This window comes from Adlercreutzia sp. DFI.6.23 (assembly GCF_024462535.1).
GTDB classification, from domain to species: Bacteria; Actinomycetota; Coriobacteriia; order Coriobacteriales; family Eggerthellaceae; genus Adlercreutzia; species Adlercreutzia rubneri.
Map to the genome: position 1 here is coordinate 1 of NZ_JANGBP010000002.1, position 21,740 is coordinate 21,740.

Sequence of the window (21,740 nt, forward strand, 5' to 3'; positions counted from 1 at the left end):
GGGCAAGAGCGCGCTCATGATGTTCGACAAGCACGCCAACCTCAAGTACAAGTTCGGCAACAGGCACTTCTGGTCCGAGGGCTACTACGTGTCGACCGTCGGCCTGAACGAGGCGACGATAGCGAAGTACATCAGGGAGCAGGAGGCCCACGACATCGCGCTGGACAAGTTGAGCGTCAAGGAGTACGAGGACCCGTTCAAGAGGAAGTAGGGGAGCCCCTTTAGGGGCTGCCCGGTAGTACGAGGGCCGCTTTGTGCGGCCCGCGAGAGACAAGGGCGGTACGGCTTGAACGAAGTGAGAGGCAGCGCCTTTAGACGCTGCCGGCCCCCCTCGGCCTTATAGGCCCAGAGCAAACCACCCCTTTGAGGGGTGGTTCATGATTGCTCCGCTTGACTTCTCCTCGTTTCGGAAAACGTGCTATTTTGGCTCGCGAAATTTGGAAAACGTGCTTTTTTGTTTTCAGGAAACACCTAGTTTGACCTGGTATAACTCCAGATTTCCCAGGTCAGAGGCCTGAACAAAAAAGCACATTTTCCAGATAGCTGACAGCGTATTGAAAGACTACGTATAGCGGGTTGTTTGATGCTTGTGCTATGATGAAAATCTCTTCGAAAGGAGCGGGCCGTGAGCGAGAAAACGAGGGACGAGATCGCCTTTAGCGTGTTCCTTCTGCACGCTCTTGCTGACGCATGGCGCATATCGGTCCCTGATGCCTTCCGCCTGCTTCAGGAATCGGAGATCATGCAGGGCTATATCATTCCTTGCTACGACGCACTGCATTGCCTTGGCAAAGAATACCTTGTCGACGATATAACGACCTTCGCTCGCGAAAAGGGCTATGCGGTATGAAGCTCTTTCATGGATCGAATACCGTGGTCGATCGCCCCGATGTTGCGCGATCCCGCGATCGTCTCGACTTCGGCCGGGGTTTCTATCTGACGTCGGTGAAGAAGCAAGCAGAGTTGTGGGCGCGCCGGAAGGCGATGCGTGCAGGTGGGAGGCCTCTGGTAAACGTCTACGATTTTACAGAGGGGGACGTTAGCGGCAACGTTCTCGTCTTCGAACAAAATGATCGCGAGTGGGTGGAGTTCGTTTGTTCGTGCCGTCGCGGCGAGTCGCAGGACGAGGGTTTCGATCTAATTGCCGGTGGTGTGGCTGACGATCAGGTGTATCGGGCCGTCGATCTCTATTACAAAGGGCTCTGGACGCTGGATCGCACCATCGAGGAACTGAGCTTCTACGATCGCAACGATCAGTACTGTTTCAAATCTCAGCCCTTCTTGGATCGAACCTTAGTATTCGAAGAGGCCTATGAGGTGACGCAATGATTGACGCGCCAATAAGTCCGGATATTTTGGAAGAAACGCTGAAGCGCAATCAGGACACGGAAATCGTGACGCTTTTGGCGGAACGCCTCAACATTGATGCCGAGGAAGCCCTCCGCATCTATTACTCGAGCCGATTGGCCGAGCAGATTAACGAGGGCGCCTACGGCATCCAGTACATGGATCCCGTCTATCTCGTCGAAGATCTACTGGAAAACGAGCCGGAAGTTGCAGCTCGCCCCATGTAAAATCACGAGGAGAATATGTCCTGCGCGTGGCTTTGGAGCCATGACACGAGATAAGGCCGATCGTTATTCGCGGGCGATTCGTGCCAATCGTTGCAGAGTTTGTAGGCGATGCCCCTAATGAAAAGGGGGGTAGCGTAATATCGCGCGCGGTCGTGGGGGCTTGATGTGGGAACGAGCAACGGGTAGTTGATTCCGAAAACGCGTTTACTGTATTCTCTGGTTTCCATAAGTTGGATTTCTTCAGGAGATACGTTTCCCCTCTCTAGCATGGCCCTCAGGTGGTCGTTCGCAATTTGGCCGACCTTTTTGCCTCGAAAGAGGGAGGGTTCTTTTGTGGGGGAGTAAGATGACTCTCTGTTGGTGTGCTCCTCGCGAGCCGATGTTTGGCCGAGCGGGGAATTGTTCGACCGAGGTTGATTTTCCCATTTGATATCGAGACCATCGAGTGCTTGAGAGACAACCTCCTGGGGATACTCCTTTTGGAGGTAAATTCGGAGGGCGTCGTGAATGACGTCTTTGGCGGCCTCAGAATGGAAAAAATCAGTAAGCGCCTCGTTGACCAGCGTAGCCCCTTGCTCCGAAAGAAGCCGGGACCTCAAGTACTGCACCTGGGTTAAGGTGGTTTGCTGCGAGAGAGTTTCCGCGATATAAGCATTGAGGCTCGATTTAGCGAAGCCGTCTTTCATAAGGAGATCGAACAAGAGCGGCCCCTCTTCGCAGTCGCTCCTTGCAGGGATGCTCTCGACGAGGCGCGGATTGCCTGCATTCGAGGGGTCATCATAGTAGAGTTGGACGACGTCGGAGATCAGCAGGCCCACATTGAGCTTGAGGAGGCGCATGTAGGAGAACAGTTGATCGGCGTTTCGCGGGGTTGCTCCAGATGACGGCTTTTTGAGCTCGACGACAAAGATCGGCGTGCCTTCTTTGGTGATGATGAGATCGGGGCGCACTGAATGGGCTGAGCCTACGGGGATAGTGTATTGGGCGATCACCTCTCCAAGCCTTCGGGACCACCCCAATTTCTCGAAGGCGTTCTCCATTTCGATCTGAAATTCGCGTTCGGGGGCGCCGTCTTTGCGATACTTGTCTATGATGAAAGCTATCTCCTCCCAAATTCGTCGAGCGTTCGCATTCGACGAATTCTGAGCATGATAATCTTGCTGGCAGGCTGCCGATTCGTTTGCCTGTGACGCCGAATAGCTTCCGCAAGAGGAGGAAGCATTCAGAATTTTGGCAGCGTAGTAGATCGAGAGAACGGCAGACTTTTTCGAATAGCCGCTTCGCGCAACATCGTCGACGATATGGGCGTACTCCGGAAGCAGGAGATAAGCGCGCTCGCGAAAGAGAGTGTCGGAGATGATGTTCTTTCCGGCCTTACCTGTATCTGACCCCGTCTTTTCTGCTGCTTCTTTTGACGCCAAGGAAATCATGTTAATGAAGCGCTGGTTGCGACAGAGCGAGCTTAGCTGCTCTTCGTAACGATCAAGGAAGGAACTGCCTCCAAGAAGCTCTCGTTGATAATCCATCGCGCCATCCTATCTCATGCCAACCTATGACCTAGATGCTATTGTATAGTTTCAGTCTTGAAAATGGATGACTTGCCTGTTCTCCGGGCTCGAACTCAGGGAAGTGCCCTCCTCGTCTCTTATATATGTAGATGCTCGGTGAACGGCGGGTTTTTGCGGGAGAAAATCATTGACTCGCGCGGGGGTGTCGGGTAAGATATCGCCTTGCGTTTAGTCACATTCAAGGAGAAACTTACATGTACGCAATCGTGAAAACGGGCGGCAAGCAGTACAAAGTCGCCCCCGGAGACAAGATCAACATCGAGAAGCTCAACGTCGAGCCTGGCGACAAGGTGGAACTTGAGGCCATCTGCGTGGTGGACGGCGACAAGGTGGAGGCCGACCCCGAGAAGGCCGCCAAGACCAAGGTTGTGGCCACCGTGCTCGAGCAGTTCAAGGGCGACAAGGCGCTGGTCTTCAAGTTCAAGAAGCGCAAGAACTACAAGAAGCTGCGCGGTCATCGTCAGAACCTGACCCGCGTGAAGATCGAATCCGTCGGTACGGCCAAGGCCGAGTAACGGGTTAAGGAGGAATCTCTCATGGCACACAAGAAAGGCTTGGGCTCTACCCGTAACGGTCGCGACTCCCACGCGCAGCGACTGGGCGTGAAGAAGTTCGCCGGCGAGGCTGTGAAGACCGGCAACATCATCGTCCGCCAGCGCGGCACCCACTTCCATCCCGGTGAGAACGTGGGCCGCGGCAAGGACGACACCCTGTTCGCCCTGTGCGATGGCACGCTGAAGTTCACGCGCGGCCAGAAGCGCAAGATTCACGTCATCCCGGCCGAGCAGACCGCCTAAACGCTTTAAGTCTCAACGACTGCGTAACATCAACGGTAACCCAATGCCCTCTGAAGTTTCAGGGGGCATTGTTGTATCATCTACTCACCATACTAGCTTTCGAAAGGCTCCTATGTTCATCGATAAGGTTCGCATCAATGTGAAGGGCGGCAATGGGGGCGCCGGGTGCATGTCGTTCCGGCGCGAGGCCCACGTGCCCAAGGGCGGCCCCGACGGCGGCGACGGCGGTCACGGCGGCAACGTCATCGTTGTGGCCGACGCCTCGGTCTCCTCGCTCATCGAGTACCGCTTCAAGCACCACTTCAAGGCCGAGCGCGGTACCCATGGCCGCGGCAGCCGCATGCACGGCGCTACCGGCGAGGATCTCGTGCTGAAGGTGCCCGTGGGCACCGTCGTGCGCGAGTATTTCGAGGAAGAGGGGGAAGTGGGCGAGATGATCGCCGATCTGACCCACGACGGCGAGTCGGTCACCGTGGCGCGCGGCGGCATGGGCGGCCGCGGCAACATCCACTTCGTCACCTCCACGCGTCGCGCCCCGGCCTTCGCCGAGCTGGGCGAGCCGGCCGAGGAGCGCTGGATCGAGCTGGAAATGAAGCTCATGGCCGATGCGGCCTTGGTGGGCATGCCGTCGGCGGGCAAAAGCTCGCTCATCGCGAAGATGAGCGCCGCGCGGCCGAAGATCGCCGACTACCCGTTCACCACGCTCGTTCCCAACCTCGGCGTGGCCACCTCGGGCGACCTCTCCTTCGTCGTGGCCGATATCCCGGGGCTCATCGAAGGGGCTTCCGAGGGCCGCGGGCTGGGACACGAGTTCCTGCGCCACATCGAGCGCACGGCCCTCATCGTGCAGGTCGTCGATTTGACCGGCGACTGGGAGGGCCGCGATCCTTTGGAGGACTACGAGATCATCAAGAACGAGTTGGCCCTGTACGCCGACGAGCTGGCGGCGCGGCCCCGCATCATCGTGGCCAACAAGATCGACGTGCCCGGCACCGAGGAGGCCTGCGAGGCGCTGGCCGCCCGGGTGCGCGAGGACTCCATTGCCGCGGCCGGGGGCAACGAGTTCGTGGAAAGCCCCATTGATCCGAAGCTCTACCGCATAAGCGCGCTGACGGGCGCCGGCGTGGATTCGCTGAAGGCCGCCATCGCCACCAAGGTGCACGCCCTGCGCGAGGCGGCCCGCGAGCAGGCGGCATCCGACATGCAGTACGACCACGTGTGGGAGCTGCGCCGCGAGGCCCGCGAGAAGCGCTTCGACATCATCTCCGAGGGCCCCGGCGCCTGGCGCGTTTCCGGCGTGCAGGTGGGGCGCATGGTGGTGCAGACCGACTGGGAGAACGAGGAGGCCGTGGCCTTCTTCCAGCACCGCTTCAAGCGCATGGGGGTCGATACGGCCCTCGAGAAGGCCGGCGCCCGCGACGGGGACGAGGTGCGCATCCTCGGCTTCTCGTTTGCTTTCGAATCTCCCACGGCCGGTGCCGTGGACGTCTACCAGGAGCTGGATATCTGATGAGTGACGCGACGCACAGGCGCAAGCGCCTGGTGGTGAAGATCGGCTCGGCCACCCTCACCACCTCCGAGAGTTCCATCGACTACGGGTTTCTGAACGATCTGGCCGATCAGGTGGCGCGGGTTCGCGCGGCCGGATGGGACGTGGTCATCGTCACGTCGGCGGCCATTGCCTGTGGCTTGGAGGCGCTGGGCATCGCCAAGCGCCCGACGGACATGCCGAGCCTGCAGGCGGCGGCCTCCGTGGGGCAGAGCGCCCTTTCCACGGCCTATGCCGAGGCCTTCGGGGCGCAGGACATGCTGACGAGCGTGGTGCTGCTCACCCGGCGCGACACGGCGGACCGCTCGGCCTACCTGCACGCGCGGGATACGCTTGACCGGCTTCTGGAGCTGTCCGTGGTGCCCATCGTGAACGAGAACGACACGGTGTCCGTCGAGCAGATCCGCTTCGGCGACAACGATACCTTGGCGGCGCTCGTGGCCTGCCTCATCGACGCCGACCTCATGGTGATCCTCTCGGATATCGACGGGCTGTACACGGCGAACCCGCAGATCGATCCGGCGGCCACGCTCATTCCCGTCGTGGATCGCGTCGGCCGCGACATCTTGGCTGCGGCCGGCGGCGCGGTGTCCGGCGTGGGAAGCGGCGGCATGATCACGAAGATCAAGGCGGCCCGGGTGCTCATGGCCGCGGGCATCCCCATGGTCATCTGCCAGGGGAGGCGCGCGGACTGCATCGTTCAGGCCGCTGCCGGAGAGGCAGTCGGCACGCTGTTCACGGCGCCGGATCGCCCCCACGAGATCACGGCCAAGAAGCTGTGGATCGCGCTCGGGGACTCCGTGCACGGCACCGTCGTCGTGGACGAGGGGGCCCGCGATGCTCTGGTGATGCGCGGCAAGTCGCTCCTTTCCGTGGGCATTCGCGCCGTGGAGGGCGACTTCGGGTTGGATGACATCGTGGACGTGGCCGACGAGACGGGGCACGTGTTCGCGCGGGGCCGTGCCGCGGCGGCGAGCGACCTTCTGAAGCTGGCCTGCGGGCGCAGCCGCGAGGAGGTGGCGAGCAACGCCATCCTGGCCGTGCTGGCCGACCGCCCCGTCATCCATCGCGACGAACTGGTTCTATTCGAATAGGAGAGGCCCATGACTTTGGAAGAGGAAGTGCGCGAGCTGGCGAAATTCGCAAAAGCGGCGAGCGTTAAGTTGGCTCAGGCGACGACCGAGGAGCGCAACGGGGCGCTGCTCGCCATGGCGGCGGCCCTGCGGGCGCAGGCGCCGGCTATCGTGGAGGCCAACGGCGAGGACATGGAGGCGGCCCGGGCGGCCGGCACCACCGAGGCGCTGCTGGACCGGCTCATGCTGGACGAGTCCCGCGTCTTCGCCATGGCCGACGCTTTGGAGGAGGTGGCGGCGCTGCCCGATCCGCTCGGCGTCGTGTCGCTGGAATCGACCCTCTACAACGGCATCGAGCTTCGGCGCGTGTCGGTGCCCCTCGGCGTGGTGGCCATGGTCTACGAGGCCCGGCCCAACGTGACCGCCGACGCCGCCGGGGTCTGCGTGAAGTCCGGCAACGCGTGCATCCTGCGGGGCGGCAGCCTTGCGGCCCGCTCCAACGAGGTCATCGCCGACGTGCTGGCCGCGGCTGCCGTGGAAGCGGGGCTGCCGGAGGGCTCCATCTGCGCGGTGACCACCACCGATCGGGCGGCCACCGATGTGCTCATGGGGCTGCACGGCCTGGTGGACGTGCTCATTCCCCGAGGAGGCGCGGGCCTTATCCGCCATTGCGTGGAGCACGCCAAAGTACCGGTCATCGAGACGGGCACGGGCAACTGCCACGTGTACGTGCATGCCTCCGCCGACCCCGCGATGGCCCGCGACATCATCAAGAACGCGAAGTGCCGCCGCTACGGGGTGTGCAACGCCGCCGAGACCCTTCTGGTGGATGCGGCGGTGGCCGATGCGGTGCTGCCGCCCATTCTCGCGGACATGAAGGAGGCTGGCGTGCTCGTCCACGGCGATGCGCGCGTGCTCGCCATCGCCGAGGCGGCCGGGCTTTCCGCGGCCGGCGACGCGCCCGATGTCGTGCTCGCCTGCGAGGCCGACTGGGAGACCGAGTATCTGGGGCCCGAGCTGGCGGTGAAGTGCGTGGAAGGGTTGCAAGAGGCCATCGACCACGTGAACCGCTACGGCACGAAGCACTCCGAGGCCATCGTCGCCTCCGACGAGGCGGCCCAGGACGCCTTCCTCGCCCAGGTGGACGCGGCGGCGGTGTACGCCAACGCCTCCACGGCCTTCACCGACGGCGGCCAGTTCGGCCTTGGCGCCGAGATCGGCATCTCCACCCAGAAGATCCACGCCCGCGGGCCCTTTGCCGCCGACGCGCTCACCTCTTACAAGTACGTGTTGCGCGGCGCGGGCCAGGTGAGGGCCTAAGGGCGATGGACGGCGCCGTGGATTCGCTGGCGCAGCGGGCACGGGCGGGCGAGCTCGCGCGGCTGGGTATCATGGGGGGCACCTTCGACCCCCCTCACCTGGGGCATCTCGCCTGCGCCGAGGAGGCCCTCGAGGCTGCGAACCTCGATGCGGTGCTGTTCGTGCCCACGGGCCGTCCCGCCTTCAAGCAGGATCGTCTTGTGACCGCCGGCGAGGTGCGGCTGGCCATGGTGGCCGCCGCCGTGGCCGGCAACCCCGCCTTCGCCGTGAGCGCCCTGGAGGTAGAGCGCCCCGGCGTCACCTACGCCGTGGACACGTTGCGCGAGCTGCGCGAGGAGCTTCCGGGGGTGGAGCTCGTCTTCATCGTCGGCGCCGACGCGGCCCTTACGCTGCCCCGATGGCGAAAGAGCGCCGAACTGGCACACCTCGCGGCGTTCGCGGCGGCCACACGGCCCGGTTTCGAGCTGGGGGAGCAGGCCTTGCGCGATCTGCGCGAGCACGGATTCGATGTGCGTCCCTTCGCCGTGCCGGGCCTCGACATTTCCTCGAGTGGGCTGCGGCGGCGCGTGTACGCGGGGCGCACCATCCGCTATCTGGTGCCTGAGGCCGTGCGAAAGATCATTGAAGAGGAATCGTTGTACCGAAGGGAGACCGATGGTGGACGGGTGGCGTAGCGATGCATTCTACGAGGCGCGCCGTGACGAGCTGGAGAAGCGGGTGGGCCCGCGTCGTTTCAAGCACAGCCTCGGCGTGTCCGAGACGGCCGAAAAGCTGGCTCGCGTCTACGGCGCCGACGAGACGGCGGCCCGGGTGGCCGGCCTTCTCCATGACTGGGACAAGGGCTATGACGACCCGGGCATTCTCGCGCGGGCCGACGAGCTGGGGATGGAACTGGACGCCGAGCTTGTCGCCATGCCCCGCGTCCTGCATGGCCTCACCGCCGCCGTGGCCTTGGGGCGCGCCTTCCCGGAGCTGCCGCCCGAGGTGCTCACCGCCGTCGAGCGCCATACGCTGGGCGATGCGGGCATGAGCGACTTGGACATGATCGTCTATATCGCCGATGCGCTGGAGCCGGGGCGCAAGGGCAAGGTCGTGGAAAAGCTGCGCGAGAAGATAGGCGAGATCGAGCTGCGCGAGCTGTTCTTAGAGGTGTACGCCTATTGGGTCCAGCTCATCATGGAGCGCCGCCACCCCATCTATTCCAAGACCACGGAAATTTGGAACTCCTATATGCCCGAGCAGGAAGTCTACCGCGCCGAGGCCAACCCCGACCCGGTACCTTACGGGAGACCTTAGCTCAGTGAAGGCAACGTAGGGGAGAGCTCCGGAAGGGGCGCGCGGAGACCTCTGAGCGCTCCCGGAGAACACAGTTATTAAAGAAATAGCTTCCACTTCAGCAGCAGCAATGTTGGGATGGTACCGACTTATGTGCGTCATCTTCGCTATTTCCCTTAACTGTGTTCGCAGGGAGAGAAAAGCGAACCGGGCTCCGCGCGCCCCTTCCGGAGCTCTCCCCGGAGAGACTTGTGCTAAGGTATGCAAGCAAAATCTGATGTTCCCGAAAGTGAGGATAGCTATGACCGATGCTGTAGAGCAGCAGGCCGCCTTCTCGCGCGAGTGCGCGCTCATCGCCGCCAAGGCCGCCGACGAGAAGAAGGCCACCGACATCATGGTGCAGGAAGTGCGCGATCTCATCGGCGTGACCGACTACTTCGTTATCGCGACGGCCGCCAACTCCCGCCAGGTGGACGCCATCATCGACGAGATCGAGGACAAGCTGCGCGAGGAGGCGTCCATCAAGCCCACCCACCGCGAGATGTCTGCCGACGGAAGCTGGTCGCTTCTGGACTATGGCAACATCGTCGTGCACGTGTTCATGCCCGAGACCCGCGAGTACTACCGCCTGGAGGCGCTGTGGAACGACGCGCCGGTGATCGACCTGGCCGCCGAGGCGGGGCTTGAGAACCTGCAGTACTCCGATCGCATCGCCAAGCTGCTCGGCCGCGAGGCGGCCCAGGGCGAGGAGGCTTAAAGCTCCGAGGGCGTCCGACGGGCGATTGGGCCGGCGCGGCAGTGCGCAGAAAGGCAAGGGGCGCGAGGCGCGCATTCCGAGAAGAGAGACCCCTCCGCAACGGCGGAGGGGTCTTTTCTTATGCCCGCGCCGACCGCCGCGGTTTCGCGGAAGTGCTCTCGCCTGACGCCCGCGCCGACCCCCACGGTTTCGCGGAAATGCTCTCGCGCGAACCGTGGAGAAACCGTGGCGGCGTCCCTGTTTCTTGTCGGCGCCGTCCCTCCTGGGGCGGCAACGGGCGCTGGCGGCTTTCTGCCGGCGGCGCGAGAGGACGGCGAGAGCCCGTCGCGCGGGTGCCGTTCGACTGCTTGTCGCTTGCATGGAGCGCGAATGGCGCTGGAGCTTTTTCGCAGATGACTGGAGACGCCTGCCGCGGGCCTTCCTCGCGCGTTCCTTGTGCTTGCGGGTGCCTTTTGCGAGGCTGCCTGTATGTTGCGGGCGGTTTGTCCGGGCGGCAATGGAAGGGGATCGGCGGCCTTGTGTTCCTTGCTGGTTGCCCGGACGGTTGGGGCTTCGTAAGGTGCGATCTGTTGTTAGCGAGGGCCGACAGAAGAAGGAGATGTCCATGACCCGTTTCATCCAGCAGAGCGCTTGCGAGGGGAGGCGCCCCCACGGAGTGGTTCCCGACCGTCTGAGGAGCCGACCGCGCCTCCTGTCGCGGCTCCTCGAGGATCGCGGCGCCCTGCGTCTAATCGTTGCGCCGCCGGGGTTCGGGAAGGCGACGCTCGCATTTGAGTACGCGTCCGTGATGTTCCAGTTCGAGCACGTATTCTGGCTGCGCGGCTCGTCGCCCTGCTTCTTGCGGGATTTGGATGCGGGGGTGCTGGCCGAGGCGGTGCTTGAAGCCGACGAGCACGCCGCGCTGATGGTGGTGACCGATCTTCCGCTCCTTACCGATGATCGCGCCGAGGCCTTTGCGGAGGTCGTGGAGCGCTTGGCGGATGCGAACTGCGAGGTGATCGCCACGACAACGCGGGCCGATGCGCCGATGGAGCTGTTCGGCAGGCGCGTCGTCATCGGGGCCGCGGAGATGCTGGTAGCGCGGGAGGATTTGGAGGAGGAGCCCGAAGGGGTGACGGATCGGCGCCCCTTGGGGTTGGCCGAGCGCATTGCCGCCCTGCGATGGGGGTCTGCGACGCCGATCCAGCTGGCGCTCGGCGCGAGCCGGGCGGGATGCACTCCGGAAGAGGAGCTTGCCCTGTGGGCCATGACGGTGCTCGGAAGGGGCACGATAGACGACGTGCGCGCGCTGCTCGGGGCGCGCCGGGCCGAGAAGGCCTGGGATGCTCTCGCCGCGCGTTGCCCTCTTGTGGGCATTTCCGCCGGCGAAGAGAGCTTCGCCGCACTTTCCGTATCCCTTGGGGAGGTGAGGGATCACGGGCGGGCGCGTCTTCAGGCGCTCGCCGAGACCTGCGGGTTCGCCGGCAGGGAGGAGGCGATAGAGGTTTTGGCGGAGCGCTTGATGGAGCGCGGGGAATGCGGGCGCGCCGTGAGCGCGATGACGCTGCTGGCGCGCCGGCGGGCCCACGGCCGGTGGCTGGCGGCGAACGGCTGGGCGGCCCTGTGGGGCGGCGCGGCCGTCGAGGTGTGCGAGCTCTACGAATCGGCGACCCGCACCCAAATGGCAGCCCGGGCGGATATCAACGCCATGATCGCCTGGGCCTGGGCGCAGCGGGGCGATCGCGCGCGGGCCGTTCAGTTCGCCCAGCGCAGCCTTGTCTCGGAGAGGAGCACGCCGCGAACGGTTCTCTCTGCGGCGTTGGCGGCCTGGGAGGTGGGCAACGCGGCCACGCGCCGGGCCATGGAGGAGACGGTCGCCTCCTGCCTGGCTGAACTGGATGGCGCCGGGGGAGTCGAGCGGGAGGACGGTCTGGCCGAGCTGGTCGTGGTGGCGCATGGAGTGCTGGCGCTGGGCCGTGGCGGCGACGTCCTGGCGGTCTGGGCGTCCCAGGTCGGCGAAGCGCTGGACTGGGGAGGCGGCTCGCGCATCGACGTGGAGCGCAGGCTGCTCGGCGCCGCGGCGGCGCTGGAGGGCCTGGAGGCGACCGGAGCGCTGGGCGCCGGCGCCGATACGGCCATTGCCGGCCGACCCGAGCTGGTGCGGCTCGTTGCTTGCAGCCATCGCGCCCTGGACGCACTCGTGGAGCGCGGCTGGAGCCTCGGCTTCGGAGCCTACCGGGCGGCCGCTGCACTGGAGCGGGCAGGGGAGGTGCTCGAAGGCCTCGGCCTGCCGCGGCTTTCTGCCCCTGTGGCCGCCGCATTATTTGCGGCTCACGTCGAGAAGGGGGCGGCCCGCTCGCGCCGCGAGAAGTCTTCTGGAGCCCCTGTCGTCGAGGCTCCCGAGCGCGGGCGCAGTTTGCCGGTGCCCAGTGCGCCCCGGACGGCGATGGCCGTCGCGCCCGAGATGTCCGTGGAGCCGCTGCGCCTGAAGCTGTTCGGCACCATGGAAGTCGCTTTGGGGCGCCGCGACATCACCTATCAGTTCGAGGGCCGCCCGAAGACCCGTCTTCTGCTGGCGCTGCTCGCCCTGCACCGCGGGCGCGAGCTGGGACGCGACCAGATCGTCTCCATGTTGTGGCCGGCCGCCGACAAGCGCACGGGGGCGAAGAGCTTCTACCGCGTGTGGGGAGATCTGCGATCCCTCCTTTCCCAGCAGGGGTCGTGCCCCTACCTCATCCGCAGCCGCTATGGCTGCCGGCTCGATCCCGATTTGTTCGAGAGCGACTTAGACGAGTTCGAGGAGCTGATTCGCTGCCTTCTGTTCGGCCCTGCCGACGATATGGCCTGGGAGAGGGCCATAGCGACGATCCAGGGCTCCTTCGGCAGCGTGCTTCTGCCCACCGAGCGCAAGTGCGAGGCCATCGTCGTCTTCCGCGATCGCCTCGACGCGGAGTTCGTGGACGGCCTGGTGGCAGCTTCGCGGCGTCTTCTTGTCCGGGGTGAGCTCCAGGGGGCGCTGTGGCTCGCTCGGGAGGCCTTTCAGCGCGATGCGGGGCGCGAGGACGCGGCAGCGGCCCTCATGCGCGCGCAGATGGCCACCGATCAGCGCTCGGCCGCCGTGCAGACGTTCTTCGCCTGCCGCGACCGCCTGTCGCGAACGCTGGGACTCGATCCCTCGCCGGCGCTGGCCGCGCTCTACCGGCAGCTGTTGGAAGGCGAGTTGTCTTTCGCCTAGGGGTGAGGCAGGCGAGGCGGCGAAACGGGCAGGAAGTGACACCAGGTTGACACGCTGCCTTCCGCAAAGAAGGAGTACCATGGAACCTGACCGTTCCGCTTAGGGATGGGAACGTATTCGATTGCGCCCAGGGGCGGCCGCATCTCGGCCGCGGGCGCGCAGAGAAAGGGGGTGTGCAATGGAGGCTTTCGCTGATGTGGCGGTGCTCTCGCGCATTCAGTTCGCGCTGACGGTGGCGTACCACTTCCTGTTCGTGCCGCTGTCCATCGGACTCGGGCTCATTCTGGCCATCAACGAGACCCGCTATTACCGCTCGCGCAAACCTGAGGACGCTGCGGCGACGAAATTCTGGGTGAAGGTGTTCACCGCGACTTTCGCCATCGGAGTGGCCACGGGCATCACCATGGAGTTCTCCTTCGGCACCAACTGGGCGAACTACTCGCGGTTCGTGGGCGACATCTTCGGAGCTCCCTTGGCCGCTGAGGCGCTGTTCGCCTTTTTCCTGGAGTCGATTTTTCTGGGTGTGCTCCTGTTCGGGCGCGAGCGGGTGAGCCCGAAGTTCTACATGGTGTCCTCGTGGCTCGTGTGGGCCGGGTCGTGCCTATCGGCGCTGTGGATCCTCATCGCGAACTCCTGGATGCAGACGCCGGCCGGCGCGGAGCTTAACGCCGACGGCACCGAGGCCGTCATCACCGACTTCTTCTCGGCGGCCTTCAACCCGTCCATCTTCGCCCGCTACACCCATACCGTGGACGCACTGCTCATCATGGGCGCGTTCGTGGCCATGGCTGTGGCCGGCTGGTATATGCTCAAGGGCCGCAACGCCGAGTTCGCCATGAAGACCATGCGCATCGCCGCCGTGGTGGGCATCGTGACCTCCTGCGCCATGATCGTGTTCGCCCACTCTTCGGCCGTGGTGGTGTGGAACGAGCAGCCCACCAAGCTCGCCATGATGGAGGGCATGTACGATTCCGAGGTGCCCCCGCTGTACGCCGTGGGCATTGTGGATGAGGACAACCAGGAGGTCATCGCTCCCTTCGCCATTCCCGGCGGTACGAGCTTTCTGGCCACGGGCAACTTCGAGACGGAGTATCCGGGCTTAAACGAGCTCGCCCAGACCGAGGAGTACGGCGACATGGTGGTGGAGGACATGCCCGTGGGGCTCGTGTTCCAGAGCTACCACCTCATGGTGGCCATGTACGGGCTCATCATGCTGACGAGCATTCTCGTGCTCGTGTTCACCTTCAAGGGCGGCCGCATCGCGAAGATGCGCTGGCTGCAGTGGGCGGCGGTGCTGTCGCCCATCTGGCCGTTCATCGCCATTCAGACGGGTTGGATCACCGCCGAGGTGGGGCGCCAGCCCTGGGTGGTGTACCCGTCGGTCACGGGCCCCGACGGCGTGTCGCTGCTGACGGCCGGCGGCATCTCAATGTCGGTGTCGGCGCCGGAGCTGTGGCTGACGCTGGGCCTGTTCGTGCTCGTGTATCTGGTGCTGCTCATCGGGTGGGCGCGGGTCATCGGCCGCTTCATCAAGGAAGGGCCGGTTGCCGAGGGCGCTGCTGCCGCCGATGCGGCTGCAGTGGCCGTGGTCGCCGCCGACGCCGAGGGCGATGTCGTCGTTGCGGAGGCCGTCGCCGCCGCGGGCGATAGCAAGAAGGAAGGTGAGTAGCCATGATGGAGTTCTTAAGCGTGCTGTGGTTCTTCCTCATCTTCGTGCTTATCGCGGGCTATTTCGTGCTTGACGGGTTCGACTTGGGTATCGGCGTGCTGTCGCCCTTCATCGCCAAAAACGACGAGGAGCGCGCGGTGCTGCGCCGGGCCATAGGGCCTGTGTGGGACGGCAACGAGGTGTGGCTGCTCACGGCGGGCGGCGCGCTGTTCGCCGCCTTCCCGGACGCCTATGCCACGACGTTCTCCGGGTTCTACCTGGCCGTCATGCTGGTGCTGTTCGGCCTTATCGTGCGTGCCGTGTCCTTCGAGTTCCGTGCCGGCGATCCGTCCTGGGGAAAGCTCTGGGACGCGTGCTTCTTTGTGGGCTCGCTGCTTCCGGCGCTGCTGCTCGGCGTGGCGGTGGGCAACATCTTCGCCGGCATCCCCATGGACGCCGCGGGCGATTACGCCGGCGTGCCCCTGATCGGCCTCATCACGCCTTTCACGCTGCTGACGGGGCTTTTGGGGCTGGCGATGTTTCTGGCCGCCGGCTCCTGCTGGGCCGCGCTGAAGGCGCCGCTGCCCTCTTGCCTTCAGGCCCGCGCCGCTCGTCTGCGCCTGCCCCTGCAGGTGATTGCGCTTGCGCTGTTCGCCGTGGTGTCCGTGTACGCCCTCGTCCTTGTCGGGCCCGAGATGGATCCGAACCTGGGCATCCTGCGGTGGCTGTTCGCGGCGCTTGTGGTGGTGGGGCTGTTGGCCTCGCTCGTCGTGGGCAAGACGTCCGGGGACGACCTGAAGGCGTTTCTGGCCCAGTCCGCGTCCATGATCGCGCTCGTGGCGCTTCTGGCCTGCTCCATGTTCCCCGTGCTCGTGAACGCCACGGCCGATTCCGTGGGGCCGGCCATCACTTTGGCCAACGCCGCATCGTCGGAGCTGTCGCTCACCTGGATGACTATCATCCTGTGCATCGGGCTTCCGCTCGTTCTCGTGTACCACGTGGTCATCTACCGCACCTTCCGCGGCCGCGTGAACCCCGCCGATCTGGAGGAGTACTAGTCTCTCCGCGGCATTTACTGGGGCGTTACGGGCTGCTCGCTTGCATGGGCCGAAGTCTCCGCCATCATGTTTCGGGAGGGGTTGCCGCGATGCCCGGGCCTTGTGGGTCTCACATTGGTGGGCGGCGATGTCTCGTCGGGAGAGGGGCCGCCATGATGCTTGGGTCTCGCAGGATGCTTCGTCTTTGTTGACGTACTTTCGGGGAGGACCTGCTATGGCGGGCCCTCCCCGTTTTTCCGTGGTTCTGTCCGGGCTACTTCGCACTTGTCTGCAGCTTGCGTTTGGCCTTGCCTGGCCCCCTCTGCCTGCAGCTTGCGCCCGGGCTGCCCCGGTTTCTCCTGCCTGCAGCTTGCGCCCGGGCTGCCCCGGTTTCTCCTGCCTGCAGCTTGCGCCCGGATCCTTCTGGCCTATCTGCCTGCAGCCCGCGCCCGGGCTGCCCCGGTCCCGCTGTTGACTATTTTGCCTCTGGCGGTCTTGCTCCTGCCAACTCCCGCCAAATTCTCGGACGGTAATTTCGAGTTGTTAGACTTTTGTTCGGCGCTATGCCGAGGTAGGTCGCCATGACGTTCGTCAATGTATCCGAATATGGTGAATAGCCCCAGGTCAGAGATGTGATGTGGAAAACGAGACATCGTAGGGGGGTGGGGCTGCTGTCTGCGAAACTCTAACAACTCGAAAATCTTGCGCCATTTTAGTTCGCTGATTGAAATGCTTTGATCCCGGACGGAACGGGATCGCACTTGCCCTAATGTCCTTTGCGCTCGGACGGAATGGCCCTCCGCTTGCCCTTGCGTGCTTTGATCCCAGACGGAGTGGGCCTCCGCTTGTTCTTGTCCCGAGTTTGCTTCTGCGACCAATTGCTCGATTACCGCATCTTTCGCAGACGAATTTCCCTCTGGTGTATTTCGCTCGATTGTGATATAGCATACAGTAATACATTATTAAGTAAAGGAGGGGAAATGCGGTGCATCTGCTTAAGTCATGAGACTGCTTTGGAATTCTGGAGGTTGTGGTCCGCTCGCAATGGCATTGCCTTGCATCTTTTCCATTGTCGTAAGACGATACAGACCGATGATCTGCCTTTTCGGATCTTTCCGTCATCGGCCGTTCTGGTGGATTCGTCCTCAGCAAAACGCACCGTTGTCGAAATTATTGATGGTGCGCTAGAGGATGGTGTGCCGGAAGAACTCACTGAGCTGCTTGGCGCTTGTCGCGTTGTCTTGTCGGAGACGCATTCGTCGAAGCGCTCGAAAGAGCCTGGACTCGCTGATAGTTCGAGTGGCGCCGGAAAAGTTCTCCATGTGCTCGGGCATCGCAAGCCCGGGGTGCGTACTGCGGACGGGTTGACGTATCACCACAGCTCGGCAACATATCCGAAAGGGTCTTTCCTTAAAATCGCGCGGGGTGTGTACGTTTGTGCTCCGGAACTCGTTTTTGCCCAGATGGCATCGTTGCTTCCCTTTGGCGCGCTTCTGTCATTGGGCTATGAGCTATGCGGTTGCTATCCTGTCGAGGCCAGCGAGTATCTTGTGCGACATCCGCTCTGCTCGCCGAATCGGCTGGTTGCCTTCTGCAGCCATTTGCGTGGCTTCAAGGGGTCGGCGCCGGCGAAGACGGCTGCGCGATACGTTCTGGCAAAGTCGGCTTCGCCGGCTGAGACGTCCTTGGCGATCATAGCGACTGCGCCGCGTAATTACGGCGGATTCGGCATGAGGGGTGCGCGTCTTAATGAGCCGATCAAGTTGAGGCGAGAGCCGGAGCGTATCGCTCATGGCTCGTCGTTGGTATGCGATGTGCTATGGCCCGAGCGCGGCGTGGCACTTGAATACGATAGCTCGCAGTTCCATGGGAGCAGCTCTCGCCTTTCCCGTGATTCGCGTCGCAGGAGCGCGCTGGCTGCTCAGGGATTGGAGATAAGATCAATCACGGCGAGTCAGCTTGAGAATGTTTTCGAATTCCAAGAGACAATTCTGCATGCATTTCGCGCAGCTGGCTGTGATTTCAAGCGGCTCAACGGAAAGCAACTCGATCGCCATATGAGGCTTCGCAGCGAACTGCGCAAGTGCGTGTGAGGAGGTGGGGCGAAGTGGGCGGCCGAGGCGAAAGGCCGAGATGCGGGGCTGAACCAAATGCACTAACGCCATGAGTTTGTTCATTTGTCATACCTGAGACAATGTCTGGTTTGGTTTGAGGCAAAAATTTTGAGTTGTTAGACGTTTGCGGAGCTGGCGCTCGCATAAATCTGTAATCTGAACGACTGTATATGCTAAAGTATTTAAAAAAATATCTTAATACGTATATCAATCTCAAAACCACTGCGGGGTAGAGTGATGTGAATTGGCTCTAAACTCTAACAACTCGAAAAAAGAAGCATCTGGTTAGGAGAGATTGGCCGGTGGTCGATTTCAAGCGATTTCCGCGAAGACTGCAAGGCTGTATGAGAGTGGGCTTTCGAGCGAGATGCCGTCGGGAAAAGTAGTGGCAACGATTGAAGAAGTGACGCGAAGGGCCGGGGTGTGACGGTGCAGGAGCGCGAAGGGGTCGGGGTGCGACGGCGCTGGACGGCGCAGAAGGGCGCAGAACGGTGCGGGAGAGCGCAACCGGGCGCAACCGGGCGCAGAAGGGCGCAGAAGGGCGCAGAAGGGCGCAGAACGGTGCGGGAGAGCGCAACCGGGCGCAACCGGGCGCAGAAGGGCGCAGAAGGGGGTCTCGTCGCCTTGCAAACCCTGTGAAATTGGGCGCGCCACCTGCGCTCTGTGGTAGAGTGGAGCAGATTTGCACCGAGGCGGCCCGCGCGGTCGCCCAATGAAGGCGACGGGAGTTGTTAAAAGGGAGGCGATCGCCGACCCCATGACCGCTCGCCGACCACAGAAAGAAGACGCAACCTATGGGATTTCTCTCCAAACTGCTCACGATGGGCGAGGGCAAGCAACTGAAACGCTACCAGGCCAAAGTCGATAAGATCAACGCGCTGGAGCCGGAGTTCCAGGCGCTTTCCGATGAGGAGCTGGCCGCCAAGACGCAAGAGTTCCGCGAGCGCTACGCTGCCGGCGAGAGCCTGGACGACCTGCTGCCCGAGGCCTTCGCCGCCGTGCGCGAGGCTTCCGTGCGCACCATCGGGCTTCGCCATTTCGACGTGCAGCTCATCGGCGGCATGGCCCTAAACGAGGGGCAGATCGCCGAGATGAAGACCGGCGAGGGCAAGACGCTCGTCTCCACTCTGGCCGGCTATTTGAACGCCATTCCCGGGCACAACGTGCATATCGTGACCGTCAACGACTACCTGGCCCGGCGCGACTGCGAGTGGATGGGCCAGATCTACCGCTTCCTCGGCATGAAGACCGGCCTTATCCAGAACGGCATGCCGCCGACGGCGAAGAAGCCCGCCTACGAGGCCGACGTCACCTACGGCACCAACTCCGAGTTCGGCTTCGACTACCTGCGCGACAACATGGTCACGCGCGGCAGCTCGCGGGTGCAGCGCGGGCACCACTTCGCCATCGTCGACGAGGTGGACTCCATCCTGATCGACGAGGCCCGCACCCCGCTCATCATCTCCGGCGCCGGCACCCAGGCCGCCGACACTTACAAGAAGTTCGCCCGGGTCATGCCCGGCCTCAAAGAGGGCGTCGACTTCGACATGGACGAGGCCAAGCGCACCATCAACGCCACGGAGAGCGGCCTTGAGAAGATCGAGGTCATGCTCGGCATCGAGAACATCTACGCCGACCCGTCCGGCCAGCTGGCGAACCACCTGCAGCAGGCGCTGAAGGCCCAGTTCCTCTTCCACCGCGATGTCGACTACGTCGTCATGGACGGCGAGGTGAAGATCGTCGACGAGTTCACCGGCCGCATCATGGAGGGCCGCCGCTACTCCGAGGGTCTGCACCAGGCGCTCGAGGCCAAAGAGCACGTGCTCGTGCGCGAGGAGAACCAGACGCTGGCCACCATCACGCTGCAGAACTACTTCCGCCTCTACGACAAGCTCTCCGGCATGACCGGTACCGCCATGACCGAGGACGCGGAGTTCCGCCAGATCTACAAGCTGCCGGTCATGGCCATTCCCCCCAATAGGCCGGTCATCCGCGTCGACGAGAACGATCTGGTGTACCGCACCATCGACGGCAAGTTCAACGCCGTGGCCGACGACATCGCCGCGCGCCACGCGAAGGGCCAGCCGTGCCTGATCGGCACCGTGTCCATCGAGAACTCCGAGAAGCTCTCGCGGCTGCTCGACAAGCGCGGCATCAAGCACGAGACGCTGAACGCCAAGCACCACGAGCGCGAGGCCCATATCGTGGCCCAGGCCGGGCGCCTCGGCGCCGTCACCATCGCCACCAACATGGCCGGCCGCGGTACCGACATCCGTCTGGGCGGCGAACCGGACATGCTCGCCGAGGACCTGTTGCGCGAGCGCGGGTTCGACGTGGACGCCCAAGAGGGCGACGAGGAGGCGCGCGGTCCCATCCCATCGGCCGCCGACCGCGCCGACGCCCTCACCCGCGCCCGCGAGATCTGCGACGCGGAGCAGGAGCAGGTGCTCGCCGCCGGGGGACTCTGCGTCATCGGCACCGAGCGCCACGAGTCCCGCCGCATCGACAACCAGCTGCGCGGCCGTTCCGGCCGTCAGGGCGACCCGGGCGTGACCCAGTTCTACCTCTCGCTGGAAGACGACCTCATGCGTCTGTTCGGCGGCTCGAAGATGGACTCCATCGCGCACATGATGGAGAAGACCAACCAAGAGGACGACATGCCCATCCAGGCCGGCATGGTGTCGAAGTCCATCGAGAGCGCCCAGCGCCAGGTGGAGTCCATGCACTTCGCCGCCCGTAAGAACGTGCTGGAATACGACGACGTCATGAACCTCCAGCGCAAGGCCATCTACGAGGAGCGCAACGCCATCCTGGACGGCAAGTCCATGACCGAGCGCATTCCCGGCATCATCCGCGACGCCGTGGACGCCATCGTGGGGGAGTGCTGTCCCGGGAATTCCGCCAGCGACGACTGGGATGTGCGCGCCATCGATTTGTGGGCCGCGAACATGACCGGCTGCAACGATTTCTCCGTGGCGAAGGTCGATCACGAGGACGAGGCGGAAAACGTCGCCGAGGCTTTGAACGACTTCCTCACCTGGATTTACGAGCAGAAGAGCGAGCAGTTGGGCCACGACCTCATGGAGAACCTCTCCGCCCAGGTGATGCTGCGCATCATCGACACGCGCTGGATGGCGCATCTGCAGGAGATGGACTACCTGAAGACCGGTATCGGCCTGCGGGCCTTCGGTCAGCGCGATCCGCTCGTGGAATACAAGAACGAGGCCTACAACGCCTTCCAGAACCTGACGAGCTCGATGTACGACGACTACCTGCGCACGCTGTTGCGCTTGGAGATCGCCGCGAAGCCCGCCCCGGAGGGCGCTCCGGCCGGCGCCGGCCGTCCGGCACCGGCGGCCCTGGCGGAGCAGGAGGACCCGCTGGCCCGCAAGATGAGCTACTCGGCGCCGGAGCAGGCTCTGGAGGAGTCGAGCATCCGCGGTCGCCACGCCGCCGCGGCCCGCGCCGCCTCCGGCGTTCCCGCCGCGCCCACGCGCCCCGCGGCCGGCAAGCCCCAGACCTACGTCAAGGACAAGGAAGACCCCTACGCCAACGTGGGCCGTAACGACCCGTGCCCCTGCGGCTCCGGCAAGAAGTTCAAGAAGTGCCACGGCCAGAACCTTTGATGCACACTCAACTATGGTTGAGCGAAGCGGGATGCGGGGTGCCGCTCACCAAGCGAGTTCCGCAGATGGTATCGAAGACGGTAAGCGAGGGGGAGTAGTAGCCTTGACGCCTTCGATACCAGCGAGGACTGTCTGAGCGACTGAGCGGTACCCCGCAGCCCGCCCCCGGTGAGTTTCAAGGAGATTTA

The 21,740-nt window shown here is 63.6% G+C and carries 18 protein-coding genes; 17 read left to right on the forward strand and 1 reads right to left on the reverse strand.

The window, feature by feature from the left end:
* The 4 genes from NE591_RS01875 to NE591_RS01890 form a co-directional block, all read left to right on the forward strand.
* On the forward strand, nt 1-211 hold a 211-nt coding region (locus NE591_RS01875; RefSeq protein ID WP_256156259.1), incomplete at its 5' end, for a transposase.
* Between the two features lie 414 nt (nt 212-625).
* The gene (locus tag NE591_RS01880) at nt 626-850 is read left to right on the forward strand and encodes a DUF3791 domain-containing protein (RefSeq protein WP_114539996.1); all 225 of its coding nucleotides are present in this window, start codon (nt 626-628) and stop codon (nt 848-850) included.
* On the forward strand, nt 847-1,329 hold the full coding sequence (locus NE591_RS01885) for a DUF3990 domain-containing protein (RefSeq protein WP_114539997.1): 483 nt from the start codon (nt 847-849) through the stop codon (nt 1,327-1,329). Before NE591_RS01880 ends, NE591_RS01885 begins: the two co-directional genes overlap by 4 nt.
* Nucleotides 1,326-1,574 (forward strand): hypothetical protein, encoded by a 249-nt coding sequence (locus tag NE591_RS01890; protein WP_114539998.1) that lies wholly within the window; start codon nt 1,326-1,328, stop codon nt 1,572-1,574. The genes NE591_RS01885 and NE591_RS01890 overlap by 4 nt, the downstream gene beginning before the upstream one ends.
* Before the next feature lie 2 nt (nt 1,575-1,576).
* On the opposite strand, the gene NE591_RS01895 is transcribed toward NE591_RS01890, so the two are convergent.
* Entirely contained in the window at nt 1,577-3,100 is a 1,524-nt protein-coding gene (locus NE591_RS01895; protein WP_114539999.1) for a type I restriction endonuclease, read from the reverse strand.
* 236 nt (nt 3,101-3,336) lie between these two features.
* Between NE591_RS01895 and rplU the strand changes: the two genes are divergently transcribed.
* From rplU to secA, 13 genes are all read left to right on the forward strand, one after another.
* A complete protein-coding gene (gene rplU, locus NE591_RS01900) occupies nt 3,337-3,657 on the forward strand; it encodes a 50S ribosomal protein L21 (RefSeq protein WP_022740162.1) in 321 nt (106 codons plus the stop codon).
* A gap of 21 nt (nt 3,658-3,678) precedes the next feature.
* Nucleotides 3,679-3,939, forward strand: a complete 261-nt coding sequence (rpmA, locus tag NE591_RS01905; RefSeq protein WP_022740161.1) for a 50S ribosomal protein L27 — start codon at nt 3,679-3,681, stop codon at nt 3,937-3,939.
* A 112-nt stretch (nt 3,940-4,051) separates the two neighbouring features.
* Entirely contained in the window at nt 4,052-5,449 is a 1,398-nt protein-coding gene (obgE, locus tag NE591_RS01910; protein WP_227069698.1) for a GTPase ObgE, read from the forward strand.
* Nucleotides 5,449-6,582, forward strand: a complete 1,134-nt coding sequence (gene proB, locus NE591_RS01915; protein ID WP_022740158.1) for a glutamate 5-kinase — start codon at nt 5,449-5,451, stop codon at nt 6,580-6,582. Before obgE ends, proB begins: the two co-directional genes overlap by 1 nt.
* A gap of 9 nt (nt 6,583-6,591) precedes the next feature.
* Nucleotides 6,592-7,881, forward strand: coding sequence for a glutamate-5-semialdehyde dehydrogenase (locus NE591_RS01920; RefSeq protein ID WP_227069697.1), 1,290 nt, complete (start codon nt 6,592-6,594; stop codon nt 7,879-7,881).
* Nucleotides 7,882-7,886: 5 nt separating this feature from the next.
* The gene (nadD, locus tag NE591_RS01925; RefSeq protein WP_227069695.1) at nt 7,887-8,555 is read left to right on the forward strand and encodes a nicotinate-nucleotide adenylyltransferase; all 669 of its coding nucleotides are present in this window, start codon (nt 7,887-7,889) and stop codon (nt 8,553-8,555) included.
* Complete coding sequence (gene yqeK, locus NE591_RS01930) at nt 8,536-9,177, forward strand: bis(5'-nucleosyl)-tetraphosphatase (symmetrical) YqeK (RefSeq protein ID WP_227069694.1); 642 nt, start codon at nt 8,536-8,538, stop codon at nt 9,175-9,177. Before nadD ends, yqeK begins: the two co-directional genes overlap by 20 nt.
* A gap of 280 nt (nt 9,178-9,457) precedes the next feature.
* Nucleotides 9,458-9,913 carry a ribosome silencing factor gene (gene rsfS / locus NE591_RS01935; protein ID WP_227069691.1) on the forward strand — a complete coding sequence of 152 codons (456 nt, stop codon included), beginning with the start codon at nt 9,458-9,460 and terminating at the stop codon, nt 9,911-9,913.
* A 604-nt stretch (nt 9,914-10,517) separates the two neighbouring features.
* Nucleotides 10,518-13,127, forward strand: coding sequence for a BTAD domain-containing putative transcriptional regulator (locus NE591_RS01940; protein ID WP_227069689.1), 2,610 nt, complete (start codon nt 10,518-10,520; stop codon nt 13,125-13,127).
* A gap of 178 nt (nt 13,128-13,305) precedes the next feature.
* Complete coding sequence (locus NE591_RS01945) at nt 13,306-14,796, forward strand: cytochrome ubiquinol oxidase subunit I (RefSeq protein ID WP_256156260.1); 1,491 nt, start codon at nt 13,306-13,308, stop codon at nt 14,794-14,796.
* A 5-nt stretch (nt 14,797-14,801) separates the two neighbouring features.
* The gene (cydB, locus tag NE591_RS01950) at nt 14,802-15,833 is read left to right on the forward strand and encodes a cytochrome d ubiquinol oxidase subunit II (RefSeq protein WP_114540051.1); all 1,032 of its coding nucleotides are present in this window, start codon (nt 14,802-14,804) and stop codon (nt 15,831-15,833) included.
* A gap of 959 nt (nt 15,834-16,792) precedes the next feature.
* A complete protein-coding gene (locus NE591_RS01955; RefSeq protein ID WP_147272707.1) occupies nt 16,793-17,905 on the forward strand; it encodes a hypothetical protein in 1,113 nt (370 codons plus the stop codon).
* Nucleotides 17,906-18,720: 815 nt separating this feature from the next.
* On the forward strand, nt 18,721-21,552 hold the full coding sequence (secA, locus tag NE591_RS01960; protein ID WP_114540010.1) for a preprotein translocase subunit SecA: 2,832 nt from the start codon (nt 18,721-18,723) through the stop codon (nt 21,550-21,552).
* Nucleotides 21,553-21,740: the final 188 nt, after the last annotated feature.